The sequence below is a fragment of the Bacillus sp. JZ34 genome, assembly GCF_053903205.1.
Genome location: NZ_CP096403.1, coordinates 899,678 through 917,283 on the forward strand (window position 1 = coordinate 899,678; position 17,606 = coordinate 917,283).

Annotated in this window: 20 protein-coding genes; 17 read left to right on the top strand and 3 right to left on the bottom strand. The window is 47.2% G+C overall.

Features of this window, described 5'->3' with window-relative positions; translation table 11 throughout:
* Positions 1-41: 41 nt before the first annotated feature.
* The 8 genes from M1D90_RS04410 to M1D90_RS04445 all read left to right on the top strand — a co-directional run bounded on the left by M1D90_RS04410 (position 42) and on the right by M1D90_RS04445 (position 6,824).
* On the top strand, positions 42-575 hold the full coding sequence (locus M1D90_RS04410) for a membrane protein (protein ID WP_041817309.1): 534 nt from the start codon (positions 42-44) through the stop codon (positions 573-575).
* A 130-nt stretch (positions 576-705) separates the two neighbouring features.
* Positions 706-1,557 (top strand): DUF72 domain-containing protein, encoded by an 852-nt coding sequence (locus M1D90_RS04415; RefSeq protein ID WP_456283166.1) that lies wholly within the window; start codon positions 706-708, stop codon positions 1,555-1,557.
* A 17-nt stretch (positions 1,558-1,574) separates the two neighbouring features.
* Positions 1,575-2,396, top strand: a complete 822-nt coding sequence (locus tag M1D90_RS04420) for a sulfite exporter TauE/SafE family protein (RefSeq protein WP_020452850.1) — start codon at positions 1,575-1,577, stop codon at positions 2,394-2,396.
* A gap of 19 nt (positions 2,397-2,415) precedes the next feature.
* Positions 2,416-3,771: a bifunctional metallophosphatase/5'-nucleotidase gene (locus tag M1D90_RS04425; RefSeq protein ID WP_035337646.1), complete on the top strand. Its 1,356-nt coding sequence runs from the start codon at positions 2,416-2,418 to the stop codon at positions 3,769-3,771.
* Positions 3,772-3,850: 79 nt separating this feature from the next.
* On the top strand, positions 3,851-4,156 hold the full coding sequence (locus M1D90_RS04430) for a YunC family protein (RefSeq protein ID WP_023856194.1): 306 nt from the start codon (positions 3,851-3,853) through the stop codon (positions 4,154-4,156).
* 67 nt (positions 4,157-4,223) lie between these two features.
* Positions 4,224-5,000 carry a sporulation protein YunB gene (gene yunB / locus M1D90_RS04435; RefSeq protein WP_095292342.1) on the top strand — a complete coding sequence of 259 codons (777 nt, stop codon included), beginning with the start codon at positions 4,224-4,226 and terminating at the stop codon, positions 4,998-5,000.
* A 184-nt stretch (positions 5,001-5,184) separates the two neighbouring features.
* Complete coding sequence (locus M1D90_RS04440) at positions 5,185-6,714, top strand: sodium-dependent transporter (RefSeq protein WP_043054462.1); 1,530 nt, start codon at positions 5,185-5,187, stop codon at positions 6,712-6,714.
* Entirely contained in the window at positions 6,711-6,824 is a 114-nt protein-coding gene (locus tag M1D90_RS04445; RefSeq protein ID WP_003184985.1) for a methionine/alanine import family NSS transporter small subunit, read from the top strand. Before M1D90_RS04440 ends, M1D90_RS04445 begins: the two co-directional genes overlap by 4 nt.
* 46 nt (positions 6,825-6,870) lie before the next feature.
* Here M1D90_RS04445 and M1D90_RS04450 read toward each other — a convergent pair whose 3' ends face one another.
* A complete protein-coding gene (locus M1D90_RS04450) occupies positions 6,871-7,851 on the bottom strand; it encodes a M23 family metallopeptidase (RefSeq protein ID WP_023856191.1) in 981 nt (326 codons plus the stop codon).
* A gap of 252 nt (positions 7,852-8,103) precedes the next feature.
* Between M1D90_RS04450 and lipA the strand changes: the two genes are divergently transcribed.
* Complete coding sequence (gene lipA, locus M1D90_RS04455) at positions 8,104-9,000, top strand: lipoyl synthase (RefSeq protein ID WP_023856190.1); 897 nt, start codon at positions 8,104-8,106, stop codon at positions 8,998-9,000.
* A 53-nt stretch (positions 9,001-9,053) separates the two neighbouring features.
* Here the strand turns inward: lipA and M1D90_RS04460 are convergent, their stop codons facing one another.
* Entirely contained in the window at positions 9,054-9,671 is a 618-nt protein-coding gene (locus tag M1D90_RS04460; protein WP_020452845.1) for a YhcN/YlaJ family sporulation lipoprotein, read from the bottom strand.
* Between the two features lie 103 nt (positions 9,672-9,774).
* Here M1D90_RS04460 and M1D90_RS04465 point away from each other — a divergent pair, with 103 nt between their 5' ends.
* From M1D90_RS04465 to M1D90_RS04475, 3 genes are read left to right on the top strand one after another with little or no spacing between them, the layout of a single operon-like run.
* Complete coding sequence (locus M1D90_RS04465) at positions 9,775-10,050, top strand: YutD family protein (RefSeq protein WP_003184977.1); 276 nt, start codon at positions 9,775-9,777, stop codon at positions 10,048-10,050.
* A 27-nt stretch (positions 10,051-10,077) separates the two neighbouring features.
* A complete protein-coding gene (locus M1D90_RS04470; protein WP_023856189.1) occupies positions 10,078-10,518 on the top strand; it encodes a DUF86 domain-containing protein in 441 nt (146 codons plus the stop codon).
* Between the two features lie 20 nt (positions 10,519-10,538).
* Complete coding sequence (locus tag M1D90_RS04475; RefSeq protein WP_095292350.1) at positions 10,539-11,309, top strand: TIGR01457 family HAD-type hydrolase; 771 nt, start codon at positions 10,539-10,541, stop codon at positions 11,307-11,309.
* A 46-nt stretch (positions 11,310-11,355) separates the two neighbouring features.
* Here M1D90_RS04475 and M1D90_RS04480 read toward each other — a convergent pair whose 3' ends face one another.
* Entirely contained in the window at positions 11,356-11,856 is a 501-nt protein-coding gene (locus tag M1D90_RS04480) for a phosphatidylglycerophosphatase A family protein (RefSeq protein WP_020452842.1), read from the bottom strand.
* A 144-nt stretch (positions 11,857-12,000) separates the two neighbouring features.
* On the opposite strand from M1D90_RS04480, the gene yutH reads away from it, so the two are divergent.
* From yutH to thrB, 5 genes are all read left to right on the top strand, one after another.
* The gene (yutH, locus tag M1D90_RS04485) at positions 12,001-13,011 is read left to right on the top strand and encodes a spore coat putative kinase YutH (RefSeq protein WP_146875213.1); all 1,011 of its coding nucleotides are present in this window, start codon (positions 12,001-12,003) and stop codon (positions 13,009-13,011) included.
* Between the two features lie 91 nt (positions 13,012-13,102).
* Positions 13,103-14,065: a 2-hydroxyacid dehydrogenase gene (locus M1D90_RS04490; protein WP_020452840.1), complete on the top strand. Its 963-nt coding sequence runs from the start codon at positions 13,103-13,105 to the stop codon at positions 14,063-14,065.
* Between the two features lie 232 nt (positions 14,066-14,297).
* Entirely contained in the window at positions 14,298-15,599 is a 1,302-nt protein-coding gene (locus M1D90_RS04495; protein ID WP_095292354.1) for a homoserine dehydrogenase, read from the top strand.
* Positions 15,599-16,657 (top strand): threonine synthase, encoded by a 1,059-nt coding sequence (thrC, locus tag M1D90_RS04500; RefSeq protein WP_023856186.1) that lies wholly within the window; start codon positions 15,599-15,601, stop codon positions 16,655-16,657. The genes M1D90_RS04495 and thrC overlap by 1 nt, the downstream gene beginning before the upstream one ends.
* Positions 16,654-17,574, top strand: a complete 921-nt coding sequence (gene thrB, locus M1D90_RS04505; protein ID WP_396278816.1) for a homoserine kinase — start codon at positions 16,654-16,656, stop codon at positions 17,572-17,574. Before thrC ends, thrB begins: the two co-directional genes overlap by 4 nt.
* Positions 17,575-17,606: the final 32 nt, after the last annotated feature.

A 17,606-nucleotide genomic window follows, 5' to 3' on the forward strand; every position in this document is an offset into this window, starting at 1 on the left:
TTTTTTAGTACAAATGTGTTAAAAAGAGAGGCGGATAAAAGGTGATTGGTTTATTGATTATAGCTTGTGAGATCGGTTTTTGGATTTTTATTCTGCTTGGCCTTATTTTTCGCTATATGGCAGGCTGGAAAAAGGCTGGTTTGATCATGTTTGCATGCACACCGGTTTTGGATTTGCTGCTTTTGGCTGCAACGGCGCTTGATCTGTACAATGGGGCGCAAGCGGATGTTTTGCACGGCCTCGCCGCCGTTTATATCGGCGTCAGCATTGCGTTCGGAAGCCGCATGATCAAATGGGCGGATGAAAGGTTCGCCTATCGCTTTGCCGGCGGTCCGAAGCCTGACAAAGGCCCGCAGTACGGCAAGGAACACGCCAAAAAAGAGCGCAAAGGCTGGTTGCGGCATTTTATCGCATGGCTGATCGGGGCGGCGCTGCTGGCCGGGATGCATCTGTTCATCGGCGACCCGGAAAGAACGGAACCGTTAATCCACATCGCTTCTTTATGGTCGATCATCCTTGCCATCGATTTTCTGTACAGTTTCAGCTTTACCCTTTTTCCGAAGAAAGCCCGTTAAAAGAAGCCGGACATCCGGCTTCTTTTTCATGTTCAAGTATTCCGCCGCTGAAAAAGGAAATGCTACAAGCAGACCTGGATCAAGTTTTCGAAAAAAACCTGTGATAAACTAAAGGAAGAGGTGAACTGCATTGATTTATATTGGATTAACAGGATGGGGGGATCATGACAGCCTGTATCCGCCCAAAACAAGCAGTCAAAACAAGCTGATCCACTATTCGGCGCATTTTCCGATCGTCGAGCTTGATGCGAGCTTTTACGCGATTCAGCCCGAGCGGAACAATGAAAAATGGGTGAAGGAGACGCCGGAAACCTTTCAGTTTATCATTAAGGCATATCAGGGAATGACGGGGCATCAGCGCGGGGAAATCCCCTTTGAAACGAAAGACGACATGTTTGCTGCTTTTAAGCTTTCGTTAACGCCATACATAAAAGCGGGCAAGCTGGCGATGGTCCTCTTTCAGTTTCCGCCATGGTTTGATTGCAAAAAAGAAAACGTCAATTATTTAAGATGGGTAAAAGAGAAAATGGGAGATATACTGTGTGCGCTTGAATTCAGGCATCGGTCATGGTTTATGCCCCAGTTTTACGACAAAACGCTCGCTTTTATGGAGGAACAGCAATGGATTCACAGCATTTGCGATGAACCCCAGGCGGGCGAAGGCAGCATACCGACGGTTCTTCATGCGACTGACAGCAGGAAAACGCTCGTCCGTTTTCACGGCCGCAACAAGGAAGGCTGGTTAAGGCCGTCTTCCGGGCAAAATTGGCGTGAGGTCAGATATTTATATTTATATAATGAACAAGAATTAAAAGACTGGAAGAAAAACCTTGAGCTGCTTGAACAGCAGTCGAAAAACGTTTACGTGCTGTTTAATAACAATTCAGGCGGTGATGCGGCTCAAAACGGAAAGCAAATGAAGGAGCTGCTCGATATTGAATACAAAGGGCTTACGCCAAGGCAGCTCGATTTATTCAGCTAGAAAAGAGGACTTATTTTATGGAATATCTTATTTTGATCATACTCGGATTTATCGCGGGAACCATCGGCAGTCTTGTCGGGCTCGGCGGAGGGATCGTCATCGTTCCCTCGCTCCTTTTTCTGGCGGGGCTGCCGACGCTCTTTGACCATGTGACACCGCAAATGGCGGTCGGCACATCGCTGGTTGTCATCATATTCACAGGGCTTTCTTCAACGATTGCGTATATGAAGTATAAAACCGTAGATTATAAAAGCGGTCTTATTTTTTTCATCGGTTCGGGGCCGGGCAGCATCGCAGGTGCCCATATATCGACATATTTCAGCTCAGACTCGTTTTCTCTATGGTTCGGGATTTTTATGATTCTCATTTCCCTTTCCTTAATGATAAAGAAAAGGGTGAAACCTGCCGAGAAAAAGCATACGGGCGTTATCAGAACGTTCACAGGGGATGAAGGACAGGAATATACGTATTCATATCATCCTTTAGCCGGAATCGCGATCGCCTTTGTCGTCGGCTTCCTCGGCGGGCTTTTCGGCATCGGGGGCGGCTCGCTGATGGTGCCGGCGATGATTCTTCTGTTTTTATTTCCGACAAGGGTCGCCGTTGCGACATCGATGTTTATTATTTTCCTTTCATCTGTCGCGGGCTCTGCCGGCCATGTCATCGCGGGCCATGTCAACTGGCTTTATGCGCTCGCATTGATCCCGGGCGCCTGGTTTGGCGGACAGCTCGGCGCCTACATTAATAAAAAGATGCAAACAAAGACGATCGTATTGATCATGAGGTTCGTATTGATCATCATCGGAATCAGATTAATCTATCAAGGCGTGTTTAGTTAAACGTTAGGGAGAGATTTGCATGACGGAAAAGCTCCATATTTACCATACGAACGATTTGCACAGCCATTTTGAAAACTGGCCGAAAATCGTCGATTATATTCAGACACAAAGACAAAAACATGAAGAGCAGGGGGAGGAAGTGCTTTTGTTCGACCTCGGCGATCATGTCGACAGATTCCATCCGATATCTGAGGCCACCTTCGGAAAAGCGAATGTGGAGCTGTTGAACCGTCTGCAGTATGATGCTGCAACGATCGGAAATAATGAAGGAATTACACTGCCGCATCAGGAGCTGGATACACTTTATGACAACGCACAGTTTCCTGTCGTTGTTTCCAATTTGTTTGACGAAAAAGGGAAGAGGCCCGGCTGGGCAGCACCGTATGTGCTCAAAAAGGTGAAGAGCGGCGCAACTCTTGCCATTCTCGGTGTGACAGTCCCGTATTATCCGATCTACCGGCAGCTTGGCTGGACGGTTGCAGACGCATTTGAAAGCATCGGCGAGATGCTCAGTGAAATCAAAGAAAAAGCCGATACTGTCATTCTTCTTTCACACCTCGGCATTTTGGATGATCAGCGCGTCGCGGAGGCTTTTCCCGAAATCGACCTGATTCTCGGTTCCCACACCCATCACCTGCTTGAAGAAGGGATGATGAAAGACGGCGTTATGCTGGCCTGCGCCGAAAAATACGGGAACTATGTCGGTCATGTTGAACTGATGTATAACGGAAGGCTTGAGAACATCACAGCAACCGTTATGAAGACGGCAGAATGGAACGAAGAATCAGAGGAGACGATTCGTTTTCTGAAGGAAAAAGAGAAAGAAGCCGGACATCTCCTTGAAGAAGAAATTGCGACATTGGACAACACCCTTGAAACCGCCTGGTTCCGCAGAAGCGCCCTTCCGCAAATGCTGGCAGACGCCTTAAAGGAATGGTGTGAGGCAGAAATCGGAATGGTCAACTCAGGCATTGTACTGGAGTCTCTATCACAAGGCCCGGTGACGAAAGCGGATGTTCACCGCATCTGTCCGCATCCGATTAATCCGGTCAAACTGAAGCTGACGGGACGTGAGCTGAAAGAGGTCATCTTCCATGCATCATCGGAAGAAACCGAGAAACTGCGAATTAAAGGGCTCGGTTTTCGCGGCGAAGTGATGGGGAAAATGCTGTATGCCGGCCTTGACCCGGAAAAGCTCTCTGTCAACGGAGCGGACATTGAAGATGATGCGTTCTACACGATCGCCACGATTGATATGTTTACACTCGGAACGCTGTTTCCGGCGATCCGCGATGCGGAAGATATCGAGTACTTTATGCCTGAATTCCTGCGCGATCTGCTCGCCTGGAAGCTTAAAAAAGCAAACCGGTTCTAATACAGATGCTTTAAGATTCGGGGTAAACCGGAACATGTCTCCCGCTTTATCATACATTAATGGTAAAGGAGGGATCGCGATGGTAAATTTAACTCCGATTATGATAGAAGATCAGCCGTTTACGGCTGTAACGGTCAAACTGCCGAAAACGAACTTTATGGCGGTAACCAATGACCATGGATATATTATGTGCGGAGCGCTTGACGTCGCCCTGCTGAATGATAAATTAAAAGAACGGAAAATCGTCGCCGCCAGAGCCGTCGGCGTGCGGACGATCGATCAGCTTCTCGAAGCGCCGCTCGAATCTGTAACCGATGCGGCCAGAGAGCTCGGCATCCATCCCGGAATGAGCGGAAAAGAAGCCCTTTTAAAAATGGTGAAATAAAGTTGTCTGATTGAATCGTATATCCCCTCTTACAAGCATACACTTGTGATGTAAGGGGGGATTTTGCTTGCGAAGATTTCGCGGCCCTCTGTCAAAAAGAGGACCTTTGCCTTTTCGATATGTCATGCTGCTTTCGTTTGTATTTTTTATTTTTTCAACGGCCGTCAGCCTGTTGATCATCAACTCATCCATCAAACCGACGCTTCTGAACATCGCTGAAATGGAAACGAACCGGATTGCGACGCACGTCATCCAGGAAGCCGTCGAGGATTATATGAGCCAAGATGAAAATGTTCAAAATCTAGTAGAAATGAAGACGAATGAAAATGGAAAAGTAACAACAATTGATTTCAACTCTCATGGTCTTCGTGGTATGCATTCGAAAATTACGAAACAACTTCACGAAAAGCTGAAGGAAACAGAAACCGAAGAATTTAATTCTTCTGCGAAAACTCCCGAAGGTAAGAATGATGGTGTAATCTATAATATTCCTCTAGGTCAGGCAACGGGAAACACGCTTCTTGGAAACCTAGGGCCGAAAATACCTGTACGGCTTAATGTTGTGGGGGATGTCTTTACAGATTTTAAACATAGTGTCGAACCATATGGAATTAATAATGCTTTAATAAATGTCGGTGTTCTTGTCGAAGTCAAGGTCCGTGTCGTCATACCGTTTGCGACAAAAACGGCGGTTGTTAAAAATACGATACCGGCAACGATTCAAGCCGTGCACGGCGAAGTACCCGACTTCTATAGCGGCAACGGCAGCCAGACGGCGCCATCGATTCAAATCCCTTCAAAGGATGAAAAAACAGAACAAAAAAAGGAACAAAATAAGCAATGATTTCCAGGCGTTCTGCACACATCAGGCAGAATGCTTTTTTTTTGCGTCCTGGAAACAGAATGTGTCTATTTTCTTAAAAAAATACTTTGACTTAGGCAAAAAGACTGTATATACTATTCAATAATAATAATTATTAGAAAATTCATTGTTTTCAGATGTTTCAATAAGGTAAAGGAGGAAGCTTATGGATAGTCGTCCGCAATGGGGAACAAGAGCGGGTTTTATTTTAGCAGCTGTCGGTTCTGCGATCGGTTTGGGGAATATATGGAGGTTCCCGGCTGTAGCTTATGAAAACGGAGGAGGTGCGTTCTTTCTGCCATATTTGTTCGCGCTTTTGACAGCAGGAATCCCTCTTCTCATCATGGAATTTACAATCGGCCATAAATACAGGGGCTCAGCCCCGCTATCCTATGCCCGGATGGGGAAAGGAAAGGAGTGGATCGGCTGGTGGCAGGTCGCCATCTCATTTGTCATCTCGACGTATTATGCCGTGATCGTGGCATGGGCCATTTCTTACACTGTCTTTTCTTTCAATTTAGGCTGGGGTAAAGATACAGAAAATTTTCTAATGACTGAATATTTAAACAGAGTTGATATTGGAGGAGGAGCCATCGGGCAATTCGGAGGCTTCGTGCCGGGCGTCCTGATTCCGCTCGCGATTGTCTGGATTGTTTCCTTAGGCATTTTATTTGCCGGAGTCAAAAAAGGAATCGAAATTGCGAACCGCATCTTCATTCCGCTGCTTGTGGTCTTATTTTTAATCATCGTCATTTATTCGATTACACTTGACGGGGCTGCTCAAGGGCTGAATGCGTTTTTCACGCCTGATTGGAGCCAGATAACAAACGGAAAAGTTTGGGTGGCGGCATACGGCCAAATTTTCTTCAGTCTGTCGATCGCGTTTGCCATCATGATTACGTATTCCAGCTATTTGCCGAAAAAATCCGATGTTACAAACAATGCGTTCATCACCGGCTTCGGGAATTCGTCGTTCGAGCTGCTGGCCGGGATCGGGGTATTCAGTGCGCTGGGCTTTATGGCCGCGCAGCAGGGCGTTCCAGTTAAAGAGGTCGTCTCTTCCGGAATCGGTTTGGCGTTCGTCGTCTTTCCGCAAATCATCAATGAGTTTCCGGCGTTTAATGTGCTTTTCGGGTTTTTATTCTTTGGTTCGCTAGTTTTGGCAGGTCTGTCGTCTCTCATTTCGATCTCTGAAACATATGTTGCCGCGATTCAGGATAAGTTCAACGTTCCGCGGCGGAAAGCCGTCCTGTTCGGCGGAGGGGCTGCTGCATTGTGTTCGCTCGTATTTGCGACAAAAGGCGGACTGTTCTTTCTCGATGCAGCCGATTACTTTATCAACAATTTCGGAGTGGCGCTTGCCGGATTGATCGAAGTCGTTGCGATTGCATGGTTTGCGAAAGAGCTGAAAGCTTTGCAGGCTCACGCCAATTCGGTTTCCGACATTCAGCTCGGCGCCTGGTGGAGAATCTGCCTGAGCGTCGTCACGCCGATTGTTCTGGGGTATATGATGTTTGATAATATCAAGACGAATATCACAACAGCCTACGGTGATCTGCCGGTAGAGTTTCTCCTGAAATGGGGATGGTGCGTCGCTGTTGGAGCGATCGCAGCCGGGTTTATCCTTTCACTTTCAAAATGGAAGAACGAACTGAAATATACGCCATTTCAACATGACAAGGAGGTTTCCTCATGAACGGCGCATCTATAGCAATGATGGTAATCGGCATCGTCATTATTTGGGGAGGCTTGGCCGCAAGCATCATCAATGCGGTTGTGAAAAGCAAGAAAAGCCAAGCCGGTTAATCTCTGAAAAGAAGACATCCCTATTCTTCTGAAATAGGGATGTCTTTTATTTTTTCTTTCGAAGCTCTTTCCGTTCCCATGCCCTTAAATGAGGATAAGGGTCAAAAGACCATTCGGTTCTTCCGTTGTCTTTATACATGCCGTAGTGAAGATGGGGCGGGAATTTTCCCGATGTCCCCGGCGGCCCGTATCCCGTTGCTCCGACCGAGCCGATCACTTGACCGGGTTCGACGATTTCTCCCACTTTCAAGCCTTTTGTGAATCCGTTCAAATGAGCGAAATAATGGTACGTATTGTTGATATCTCTGATTCCGATCCGCCAACCGCCGAAACGGTTCCAGCCTTTCATTTCAACAATACCGTAGCATGTCGACCGGACGGGGAGGCCATAATGGGCGAACAAATCCGTCCCTTCGTGAATCCGCCTGCCCCCGAATCCTCGGGCATCTCCCCATGTGCTTCTATAGCTGTAATCTGATCTTACGGGAAGAGGAAAGGCGTGCTTGCTCAAATCAATGTGGCCGTATTTTTGAAAAAGCCTGATAAAGCCTGATATGATGCCGACCGTCTGATCCCTTTCGTAAAACTCCCACAGGCCGATGCGGATATTTTCTATGTCTCTTCCGTATGTCAACAAGTATTGTCCAAACGTATAAAGGACGTCTTCATCCTGATCCGGTTCCGCCAGTCCGTCTCCGTTTCCGTCCATTCCAATTCCGTCAAAAACCTTGATGCTGAGCGGCGATGTATCTTTCGGGTTGGGGTTTTCAGGTCCGCTCCACACGCTTTGCGGAATATATATCCCGGTGTGCCCTTTTTGCTTCGGCAAGTCCTTGCGGTTTTTGCGGATGTTGATTTCGTATTGGTCGACAGCCGCGAAAACATACCAAGGAATATGGGTTGCAGCTTCTGTTTTATGATAAAGGGCCATTCTCTTTTGCAGATCGGGCTCTTTTTTCTCCTTTGCAAGAGCGCACGGCTGCGATATGAGCAAAAGGAGGATGAGAACGGATAATACAGCTTTCACAGTGTCCTTAGCTCCTTTCAGTTTGAATACGGTTAGTTTGTGACATCTGCGGAAATCGATAATAAGAAAATGTTAGAAATTCCATCTTGACTAATCAAGCTCTTGTTCACAAATCTGTACTATGTTAAAGTGACTAAAGATGAAGATTTAGCAATTTTAATTTAAGCGGTTCCAAAGCAGAGGGACACATCCGGCGCTATGTCACAAATTTCGTATTGAACATGACTACAATCCACAATGGAGATGATGGAATTGGCAAAGAAAGACGAGCACCTAAGAAAGCCCGAATGGCTTAAGATCAAGCTGAACACAAATGAAAACTATACGGGCTTAAAAAAATTAATGCGGGAAAACAACCTCCATACGGTCTGTGAAGAGGCGAAATGCCCGAACATCCACGAATGCTGGGCCGTCAGACGTACCGCAACCTTTATGATTCTCGGATCAGTCTGTACGAGAGCCTGCCGCTTCTGTGCGGTGAAGACGGGGCTGCCGACAGAACTTGACTTGAATGAGCCGGAAAGAGTCGCGGATTCTGTGAGCATCATGAATCTGAAACACGCGGTCATTACAGCCGTTGCCCGTGACGATTTAAAAGACGGAGGAGCAGGGGTATTCGCTGAAACCGTACGCGCCGTCCGGAGAAAAAGCCCGTTTACAACAATCGAAGTTCTCCCGTCTGACATGGGCGGAGACTATCATAATTTGAAAACGCTGATGGATACGCGTCCGGATATTTTAAACCATAATATTGAGACGGTCCGCCGCCTGACGCCGAGAGTCCGTGCGAGAGCTACATACGAAAGATCATTGGAATTTTTGCGCCGCGCCAAAGAGATGCAGCCGGACATCCCGACAAAATCCAGCATCATGATCGGCCTCGGCGAAACAAAAGAAGAAATCATCGAAACAATGGACGACCTTCTTGCGAACAACGTCGACATCATGGCAATCGGCCAGTATCTACAGCCGTCCAAAAAACATATTAAAGTACAGAAATATTACCATCCTGACGAGTTTGCCGAACTGAAAGAAATCGCCATGGAAAAAGGCTTCAGCCACTGTGAAGCAGGGCCGCTCGTCCGCTCTTCATACCATGCCGATGAACAGGTGAATGAAGCGTCTAAAAAACGCCAGGCACAGGCATAACATTGGATGAAAAAACGCCAGCCGTTTGCGCTGGCGTTTTTCTTATTTTCAGGTCAGGATTCGGTCGCTTTTCCTTTTCCGTCAAGGCCGTTTTCATCTGTACCTGTCGTTGTTTTGCCTTGCGGTGATTTTTGCATTTCCTTAATCGTATCGGCCATCAGCTGATCAACGTTTCTTGAATTGGCTCCAAGCCGGCTGAAGTTGGCGACGGATTGCATCATATCCGGATCATCGGAAATATAGATGTGGTAATACCTCGGAATGACGGATGCCGCCGTCTTTTTAACTTGGTCAGCCGTCTGTTCGCGCTGCCCAGAGTCCGTTTTGTACACGACAAGCGCTTCTTCGTCTGTCACAAGTGCTGAGGCATCTTGAATATTGGGAAGCTGAACCGTTAAACTAGATATAATATGCGCCATTTCTTCCCGATCAATTTGAGGCGCCTGCATTTCTTCCTTGTTTGCGACTGGAGTTGCCTGATGGCGCGCATATCCGAATCTGCCTTTCCGGTTGTCATTTCTGAACTTTTCATGATATTGAGGGTTCTTGTCTGCAACGTGAACGGTATTTCCGTCTTCGTCATATATATTGTGTTCGGTATCATTTAAGGCTGTCTGGCATCCTGCTAAAGGCACCGCCAGCAGCCCTGCTAAAAGAATTTTTTTATTCATTCTGCTTTTCCTCCTCATTTATAGCTTTTCCAACGGGGAGGATTTATTCTTAGCAATTGATGGCGGCACGGGTTTGAATTATCATATAAAAGAGGTGAAAAGAATGATTGTCGTTCAGAACGCTGCATTTGAAGTCGTCAAAGATGTGAAAAACGGTTTTAACGAAGAAGCGTTTAAAGCCAGATACTCCGACATTTTAAATAAATATGACTACATCGTCGGGGATTGGGGATACAGCCAGCTGAGGCTGAAAGGCTTTTTTGACGATCAAAATCAAAAGGCCACATTTGATACGAAGATCAGCACGCTTGATGAATATATTTACGAGTACTGTAATTTCGGATGTGCCTACTTTGTTTTAAAACGTCTGCGAAAATAAGCGATCATAAAAGGGGATGCTCTGATGATGTATTTTGTCGATCGACACAAAATCGAAAACACGCTGAACTTCCTGGAAGAGGAGCTGCGGCTTTATCAAACACAGGAGGAATGGACTTCCGACGTCGAAAAAAAAGCGCTCGAACGAATCGGCCACACGCTGATCGAATGTATATTGGATATAGGGAACGATATGATTGACGGCTTTATTATGAGAGATCCTGGAAGCTATGACGACATTATGGATATACTGACCGATGAAAAGGTTGTCAGCCAAGCGGAAGGCGACAGTCTGAAACATTTGATCGCCTATCGGAAGACATTGGTTCAAGACTACTTGAATGTCAACCATGAAGAATTGGACATGCTGCTCAGCAGGCATGCGGAAACGCTTGAGAAATTTCCGGCGCGGATCCGCGATTATTTAAACCATGAGCTCGGTCCGGTATCCGCATTCAAACCGCACTAAACAAAACTGGAGTGTACAACATGAAAACATACAAAGGATACTTAATTGATCTGGATGGAACAATGTACAAAGGGACGGAAAAAATCGAAGAAGCATGCGAATTCGTAAAGAAGCTGAAAGAACGGAACATCCCGTACCTGTTCGTCACAAACAACTCGTCGCGCACGCCGAAGCAAGTGGCGGACAAGCTTGTTTCATTTGATATTCCGGCCGAAGAGAGCCAGGTATTCACAACCAGCATGGCGACCGCCAATTTTATCGCCGAACAAAAACCGGATGCTTCCGTATATGTGATCGGTGAGGAAGGCATCCGCCAGGCCATTGAGGAAAAAGGACTGGCATTCGGCGAAGAAGACGCCGACTTCGTCGTCGTCGGTATCGACCGCGGCATTACATACGAAAAGCTAGCCGTCGGTTGCCTTGCCATCCGCAACGGCGCTACATTCATCTCGACTAACGGCGATATCGCCATTCCTACAGAAAGAGGACTATTGCCGGGCAATGGTTCTCTCACGTCAGTATTAACCGTTTCTACGCAGACAGAGCCTATTTTTATCGGCAAGCCGGAGCCGATCATCATGGAGCAGGCGATGAAGGTGCTCGGCACAGATATCAGTGAAACGCTGATGGTCGGTGACAATTATGATACGGATATTATGGCGGGAATGAATTCCGGGATGGACACGCTTCTCGTTCATACGGGCGTGACCAAAAAAGAACACCTTGAAGCCTATCAGGAAAAGCCGACATATGTCATTGATTCATTAACAGACTGGATGGATCGCATCTAACCGCAAAAAAACACTTGTCTTTTAAGGACAAGTGTTTTTTAATGGCTTATTCCGCATCTTTTGCTCGATGCGCCAGTCTGCTGGATGCGGCTGCCGCAATCGCTCCGACGATATCATCCAAAAACGTGTGGCATTCGCCTGTTGATTTATCGTTTAAACGTGCGAGCACTCCCGGTTTGATTTTATCGATATATCCATAGTTTGTATAACCGATTGATCCATACAAATTCACAATGGAGAAGGATAAGATTTCATCGACGCCGTACAAGCTTTCATCTGTCTCGATTAAGGTTTGGAGCGGTTCCATGAGCTTTCTTTGCTCACCCAGCATATCCAATTGAATCCCTGTGATCACGGCGTTTTGAACTTCGCGTTTTTTCATGACCCGGTTGACATTCTCTTCACATTCTTCTTTTGTCAAGTTTGGATGATATTTCTTCTGTAGTACGTAGACAAGATCAGCAATATCCGAAATCTTGACGCCCCGTTTCTCAAGCCATTCTTTTGCTGCTGTTTCGATTTGATGCATGCTGTTGTTTTCCGGCATCATTTTCACCCAATCTTTTTTTACTTAGTGTATACAAACAACCTTAAAAATGTAACGATTTTAGAACTCTTTTTCCGAATCGATTCATAATCGAATCCCTTCATGATTACGATGTGTAGAAGGAGAAAAATTTATCAGGAAGTGATGTCCGTGAAGGAGCTGATCAAAGAAAAATTCGGAATCCATATTCGCGATCTTACTTCATACTTGTCTTATCAGGCTTTTCATACCCCGAATTCGATGTTTTTGATCGTCCCGGTATCCCACTTGAGTCAGGATGAGCTTGCGGAATTGTTTAGTATGAGTCAGTATTTGCAAGAACAGCGCGACCCATACGTTTCATCTTTTATATTGACAAAGGATGGGGAGATGACATTTGAGGACAATGGCGCCTCATATGTACTGCTTCAAGCTGCTCCCCGCATGACAAACAGCTCCGTTTCATTTGGGGCGGAGCTGGCTGAATTTCATCAGAAGGGAAGAGGATACCCTTATGAGGTAAAAGAAACCTCGCGGATCGGGCAGTGGAAAGAACTTTGGGGGAAACGGCTCGACCAGCTAGAACAATTCTGGATCCAAAAAACGCAGGCAAGACAGCTGCAGCCTTTTGAAAAACATTTTATCGAATCGTTTCCTTATTATCTCGGTTTAACCGAAAATGCGATTCAATATTTGGCCGATACCGAATTGGATGATCAGCCGCAGGCCGCCGACTCCGGGACGATTTGCCAGCAGCGGCTCACCTGCGAGGCTTTAAGGCGCGAGCCGCTTATTAAAATCCCGATGGAATGGGTGTTTGATCATGCGGCCAGGGATCTTGCGGAATATGCCAGAAGCTTGTTTCACGAAAGGAAAAACTTCAATGACATCGCATTGTTTTTTCAGCAATACGAACAAGCCGCGCCGCTTTCCTCATTTTCTAAACGGCTGGTGTACAGCAGGCTTCTGTTTCCGCTCCACTATTTTGAGACGGTTGAAGGGTATTATATTTCTCCTGAATCAGAGCACCATTATTTTGAAAGCAGACTCGACCATTTATTGTCTCAAGCGCCGGCTTATGAGCAATTTCTAAATGGCTTTCAAGAAATGGCAGGCATGAGAGCCGCAGGATTTATGAGCATGCCGCCTGTCAATTGGCTGAAAAGGACACCATAGACGCCTCGGTGTTCTTTTCTTCATGTTAACATTTACGGATTTTTTCGATATGCTTAGATTGGAAGCTACTCTTAGAAAGGAACGAGGCAGCATGGACAAACCGTTTGTATATGTAACGAGAAAATTACCGGAAGAACAGCTTTCTGCGTTAAAAGAAGAAGCCCGTATTGAGATGTGGGAAAAGGAAGAAGAACCGTGCCCGCGCGCCGTTCTGGCGGAAAAGGCAAAAAAGGCGCACGGACTGTTGACGATGCTTTCCGACACAGTTGATGAGGAGCTTTTAAAAGGTGCGCCGCATTTAAAAGTGGTGGCCAATTTGGCGGTGGGCTATGACAACCTCGATGTGGAGGCTGCGAAAAAGCATGGCGTCATCTGCTGCAACACGCCCGGCGTGCTGACAGAGTCAACTGCAGATTTGACGTTTGCTCTGCTGATGGCATCCGCGCGCAGAATCGTCGAGGCAAGCGACTGGATTAGACAAGGTAACTGGACGGGCTGGGGGCCGCTGCTTTTGGCCGGAGCGGATATCCATCATAAAACGATTGGCATCGTCGGGATGGGGAGCATTGGACAAGCCGTCGCCCGGCGGGCGAAAGGCTTTGGCATGGAGATTTTATATCATAACCGCACCCGCAATCCCGAGGCGGAAGCCGAACTGGGGGCAACTTATCTATCCTTTGGCGAACTGCTCGAACAGGCGGATTTTGTGGTATGCCTGACGCCTCTGACTGAGGAAACGAAGCATCTGTTTAACCGCAGCGCATTCAAAAGGATGAAGCGCTCCGCTATTTTTATCAATGTCTCAAGAGGACAGGTTGTGAATGAAGACGATTTATATGAAGCCCTGATCGAAAAAGATATTGCCGGCGCAGGACTCGACGTCTTTGCGGAAGAACCCGTGCAGCAGGATCACCCGCTCGCCAATCTGCCGCAAGTGACCGCGCTGCCTCACATCGGCAGCGCCACTGTCGAAACGAGAGAAGCCATGATGAGGCTTTGTGCGGAAAATATTGCGCTTGTCCTGGGAGGGAAGCCGGCAAAGACCGAGATTTGATGTTTCTTCCGGCCGGCCTGACGGGTCGGAAGATTTTCTCACAAAAATATTTCTGAATATATAGAATCTTATTATATCAATGTATAAAGCGTTTTCATGATTTGTTTTTCAGCAAATGTCATCTTGTCAAAAAAAGAATCCCCCATTATAATGTTTGTAACTTAAATGTCTGCGTTGTGTTTACAAATGTCCTTAGAGAGAGGACGATAAGAGAGAGAAAGGTGGAATTTCATTGAAGGCGATACGAGTGGGGCTGCTAGGATTAGGAACAGTCGGGAGCGGTGTGGTGAAGATTATTCAGGATCACCAGGATAAGCTGACACACCAAGTCGGATGCCCTGTTACGATTCAAAAAGTTCTTGTAAAAGATAAAGATAAGAAGAGGGATGTCGACCTTTCCAAAGATGTTCTGACGACGGAAGCTTATGATGTCATTCAAGATCCGGAAGTGGATGTCATCATTGAGGTCATCGGGGGAATCGAGGAGACAAGACGCTATTTGCTTGACGCGCTTCAGGCGAAAAAACATGTCGTGACAGCGAATAAAGATTTGATCGCCCTCTATGGATCGGAACTGACGGCTGCCGCGAAAGAAAACGGCTGCGACCTTTATTTTGAAGCGAGCGTCGCCGGTGGAATTCCGATTTTGCGAAGCCTGGAAGACGGGCTGGCTTCAGACCGGATTACGAAAATGATGGGAATCGTCAATGGAACGACCAACTTCATTTTAACGAAGATGAATAAAGAAAACGCGCCTTATGCTGAAGTGCTGAAAGAAGCGCAGGAGCTCGGCTTCGCCGAAGCGGACCCGACAGCTGATGTTGAAGGTCTTGATGCGGCGAGAAAGATGGCGATTTTGGCCAGGCTCGGTTTCTCAATGAATGTCGATCTTGACGATGTCAAAGTGAAAGGCATTTCCCAAGTGTCTGATGAAGACATCAATTTCAGCAAACGGCTCGGCTATACGATGAAGCTGATCGGCATCGCCCAGCGCGACGGACAAAAAGTCGAAGTGAGCGTCCAGCCGACATTGTTGCCGGAGCATCATCCGCTGTCTTCCGTCCATAATGAATTCAATGCGGTTTACGTGTATGGCGAGGCCGTCGGGGAAACGATGTTTTACGGGCCTGGCGCAGGAAGCATGCCGACTGCGACCGCCGTCGTATCAGATTTGGTTTCCGTCATGAAAAACATGCGTCTCGGCGTGAACGGCAGCAGCTTTGTCGATCCGCAATTTGAAAAGAAGATCAAGGCACCTTCTGAAATCTTCGCCCAGCAGTTTTTAAGAATTCATGTTAAAGATCAGGTCGGTTCGTTTTCAAAAATCACATCGATTTTTTCGGAAAGAGGCGTCAGTTTTGAAAAAATTCTGCAGCTTCCGATTAAAGGCCATGATGACCTGGCTGAGATTGTCATTGTGACACATCATACGTCAGAAGAGGATTTTACGGATATCTTGCAAAAGCTGAATGATCTTGAGGTTGTTGATCAGGTGAAAAGCACTTATCGAGTAGAAGGGAACGGTTGGAGCTAATGTGGAAAGGACTCATCCATCAATATAAAGAATATTTGCCAGTAACGGATAAAACACCGGAATTGACGCTGAACGAAGGAAATACCCCGCTCATTTATCTGCAAAATCTTTCGAAAAAGCTCGGAATCGAGCTTTATGTCAAAACAGAGGGTGTCAATCCTACAGGCTCCTTTAAAGACCGCGGGATGGTCATGGCGGTCGCCAAGGCGAAAGAAGAAGGCAATGACACGATCATGTGCGCTTCGACCGGCAATACGTCAGCTGCTGCTGCGGCTTATGCGGCTCGCGCCAACATGAAGTGCATCGTCATTATTCCGGACGGCAAAATCGCCTTCGGAAAGTTGGCCCAAGCCGTCATGTACGGCGCTAAAATCATTGCGATCGACGGAAACTTCGACGATGCCCTGAAAATGGTGCGCAGCATTTGCGAGAAAGAGCCGATTGCACTCGTCAACTCTGTGAATCCTTACCGGATTGAAGGACAGAAAACCGCTTCCTTTGAAATTTGTGAACAGCTGGGCGAAGCGCCTGACATCCTTGCAATTCCTGTCGGGAATGCCGGAAATATTACGGCTTACTGGAAAGGCTTTAAAGAATATCATGAGAAAAACGGCACAGGCCTGCCGGTCATGAGAGGTTTTCAGGCGGAAGGCGCGGCCCCGATTGTCAAAAACAAAGTAATTGAAAAGCCGGAAACCGTTGCGACAGCGATCAGAATCGGAAATCCGGCAAGCTGGGACAAAGCGGTCAATGCTGCAAAAGAATCGAACGGAAAAATCGATGAAGTGTCAGACGAAGAGATCCTGCACGCTTATCAGCTCCTGGCAAGAGAAGAAGGCGTATTTGCAGAACCGGGATCGTGCGCATCTATTGCCGGCGTACTGAAACAGCTGGAAACGAAAGAGATTCAGCCGGGGGCGAAAGTTGTCGCTGTCTTAACCGGAAACGGCTTGAAAGATCCGAACACAGCCGTTGATGTGTCGCAGATCAAACCTGTCACACTGCCGACAGATGAAGAAGCCATTCTCGAACACTTAAAAGGAGCCGCTCGTGTATGACTGAGGCTGGCATGCTGTTTTCCGTTACGGTTCCCGGAAGCACGGCCAATCTGGGCCCGGGCTTTGATTCAGTCGGCATGGCGCTGTCCCGTTATTTGAGACTGTCTGTTTTTCCTCATGATGAGTGGCGTTTTGAGGCTGAAACAGAAGTCGTAGCGGGAATTCCTGAAGGGACGGATAATTTAATTTACCAGGTGGCCAAACGGACCGCCGCTCACTTCGGAAAAGACCTTCCGCCAAGCCTCGTCAAAGTGTGGAGCGATATTCCGCTGGCGCGCGGTCTCGGCAGCAGCGCAGCCGCAATTGCCGCTGCGATTGAGCTGGCGAACGAACTTGCCGATTTAAAGCTCTCTGACCGCGAGAAACTCCATTTTGCAAGCCTTGAAGAAGGCCATCCTGACAATGCCGGAGCATCGCTTTTCGGCGGGCTTGTCATCGGACTTCATGAAGAAGATGAAACAGAGATGGTTTCGATGAAAGACATCGATTTGGATGTCGTTGTCGTCATTCCTTTTTATGAAGTGCTGACAAAAGATGCGCGGGATGTTCTTCCCGAAAGCCTCTCTTATCCGAAAGCGGTGGAAGCAAGCGCGGTCAGCAATATGCTCGTCGCCGGACTGATGGCGAAAGATTGGAAGCTTGTCGGCCGCATGATGCAAAAAGACCTCTTTCATCAGCCTTACCGAAGGGCGCTCGTCCCTGAGCTTTCTAAAGTAGAGCATGAAGCAGGCAAAAACGGCGCGTTTGGGACCGCTTTAAGCGGAGCAGGACCGACGATCCTTTCCTTTATTGAAAAAGGAAAGGGAGACGCGCTGAGAGATCAGCTTGCTTCTAAGTTTCCGCATTGTGAAGTGGACTGCCTTCATGTCCCGGATACAGGCATTATCGTTGAAAGAAAATCAGTAAACAGTGTTTAACGATAAAAGAGCTTTTTCGGCTCTTTTTTTGT

What these genes read in the sequence shown, in the direction of transcription:
- thrB (WP_396278816.1), top strand. Translation starts at nt 16,654, where the DNA reads ATGACTGAGGCTGGCATGCTGTTTTCCGTTACGGTTCCCGGAAGCACG.
- thrC (WP_023856186.1), top strand. Translation starts at nt 15,599, where the DNA reads ATGTGGAAAGGACTCATCCATCAATATAAAGAATATTTGCCAGTAACG.
- M1D90_RS04420 (WP_020452850.1), top strand. Translation starts at nt 1,575, where the DNA reads ATGGAATATCTTATTTTGATCATACTCGGATTTATCGCGGGAACCATC.
- M1D90_RS04425 (WP_035337646.1), top strand. Translation starts at nt 2,416, where the DNA reads ATGACGGAAAAGCTCCATATTTACCATACGAACGATTTGCACAGCCAT.
- M1D90_RS04475 (WP_095292350.1), top strand. Translation starts at nt 10,539, where the DNA reads ATGAAAACATACAAAGGATACTTAATTGATCTGGATGGAACAATGTAC.
- M1D90_RS04470 (WP_023856189.1), top strand. Translation starts at nt 10,078, where the DNA reads ATGTATTTTGTCGATCGACACAAAATCGAAAACACGCTGAACTTCCTG.
- M1D90_RS04430 (WP_023856194.1), top strand. Translation starts at nt 3,851, where the DNA reads ATGGTAAATTTAACTCCGATTATGATAGAAGATCAGCCGTTTACGGCT.
- M1D90_RS04440 (WP_043054462.1), top strand. Translation starts at nt 5,185, where the DNA reads ATGGATAGTCGTCCGCAATGGGGAACAAGAGCGGGTTTTATTTTAGCA.
- M1D90_RS04460 (WP_020452845.1), bottom strand. Translation starts at nt 9,671, where the DNA reads ATGAATAAAAAAATTCTTTTAGCAGGGCTGCTGGCGGTGCCTTTAGCA.
- yutH (WP_146875213.1), top strand. Translation starts at nt 12,001, where the DNA reads ATGTCCGTGAAGGAGCTGATCAAAGAAAAATTCGGAATCCATATTCGC.
- M1D90_RS04490 (WP_020452840.1), top strand. Translation starts at nt 13,103, where the DNA reads ATGGACAAACCGTTTGTATATGTAACGAGAAAATTACCGGAAGAACAG.
- M1D90_RS04480 (WP_020452842.1), bottom strand. Translation starts at nt 11,856, where the DNA reads ATGCCGGAAAACAACAGCATGCATCAAATCGAAACAGCAGCAAAAGAA.
- M1D90_RS04445 (WP_003184985.1), top strand. Translation starts at nt 6,711, where the DNA reads ATGAACGGCGCATCTATAGCAATGATGGTAATCGGCATCGTCATTATT.
- M1D90_RS04465 (WP_003184977.1), top strand. Translation starts at nt 9,775, where the DNA reads ATGATTGTCGTTCAGAACGCTGCATTTGAAGTCGTCAAAGATGTGAAA.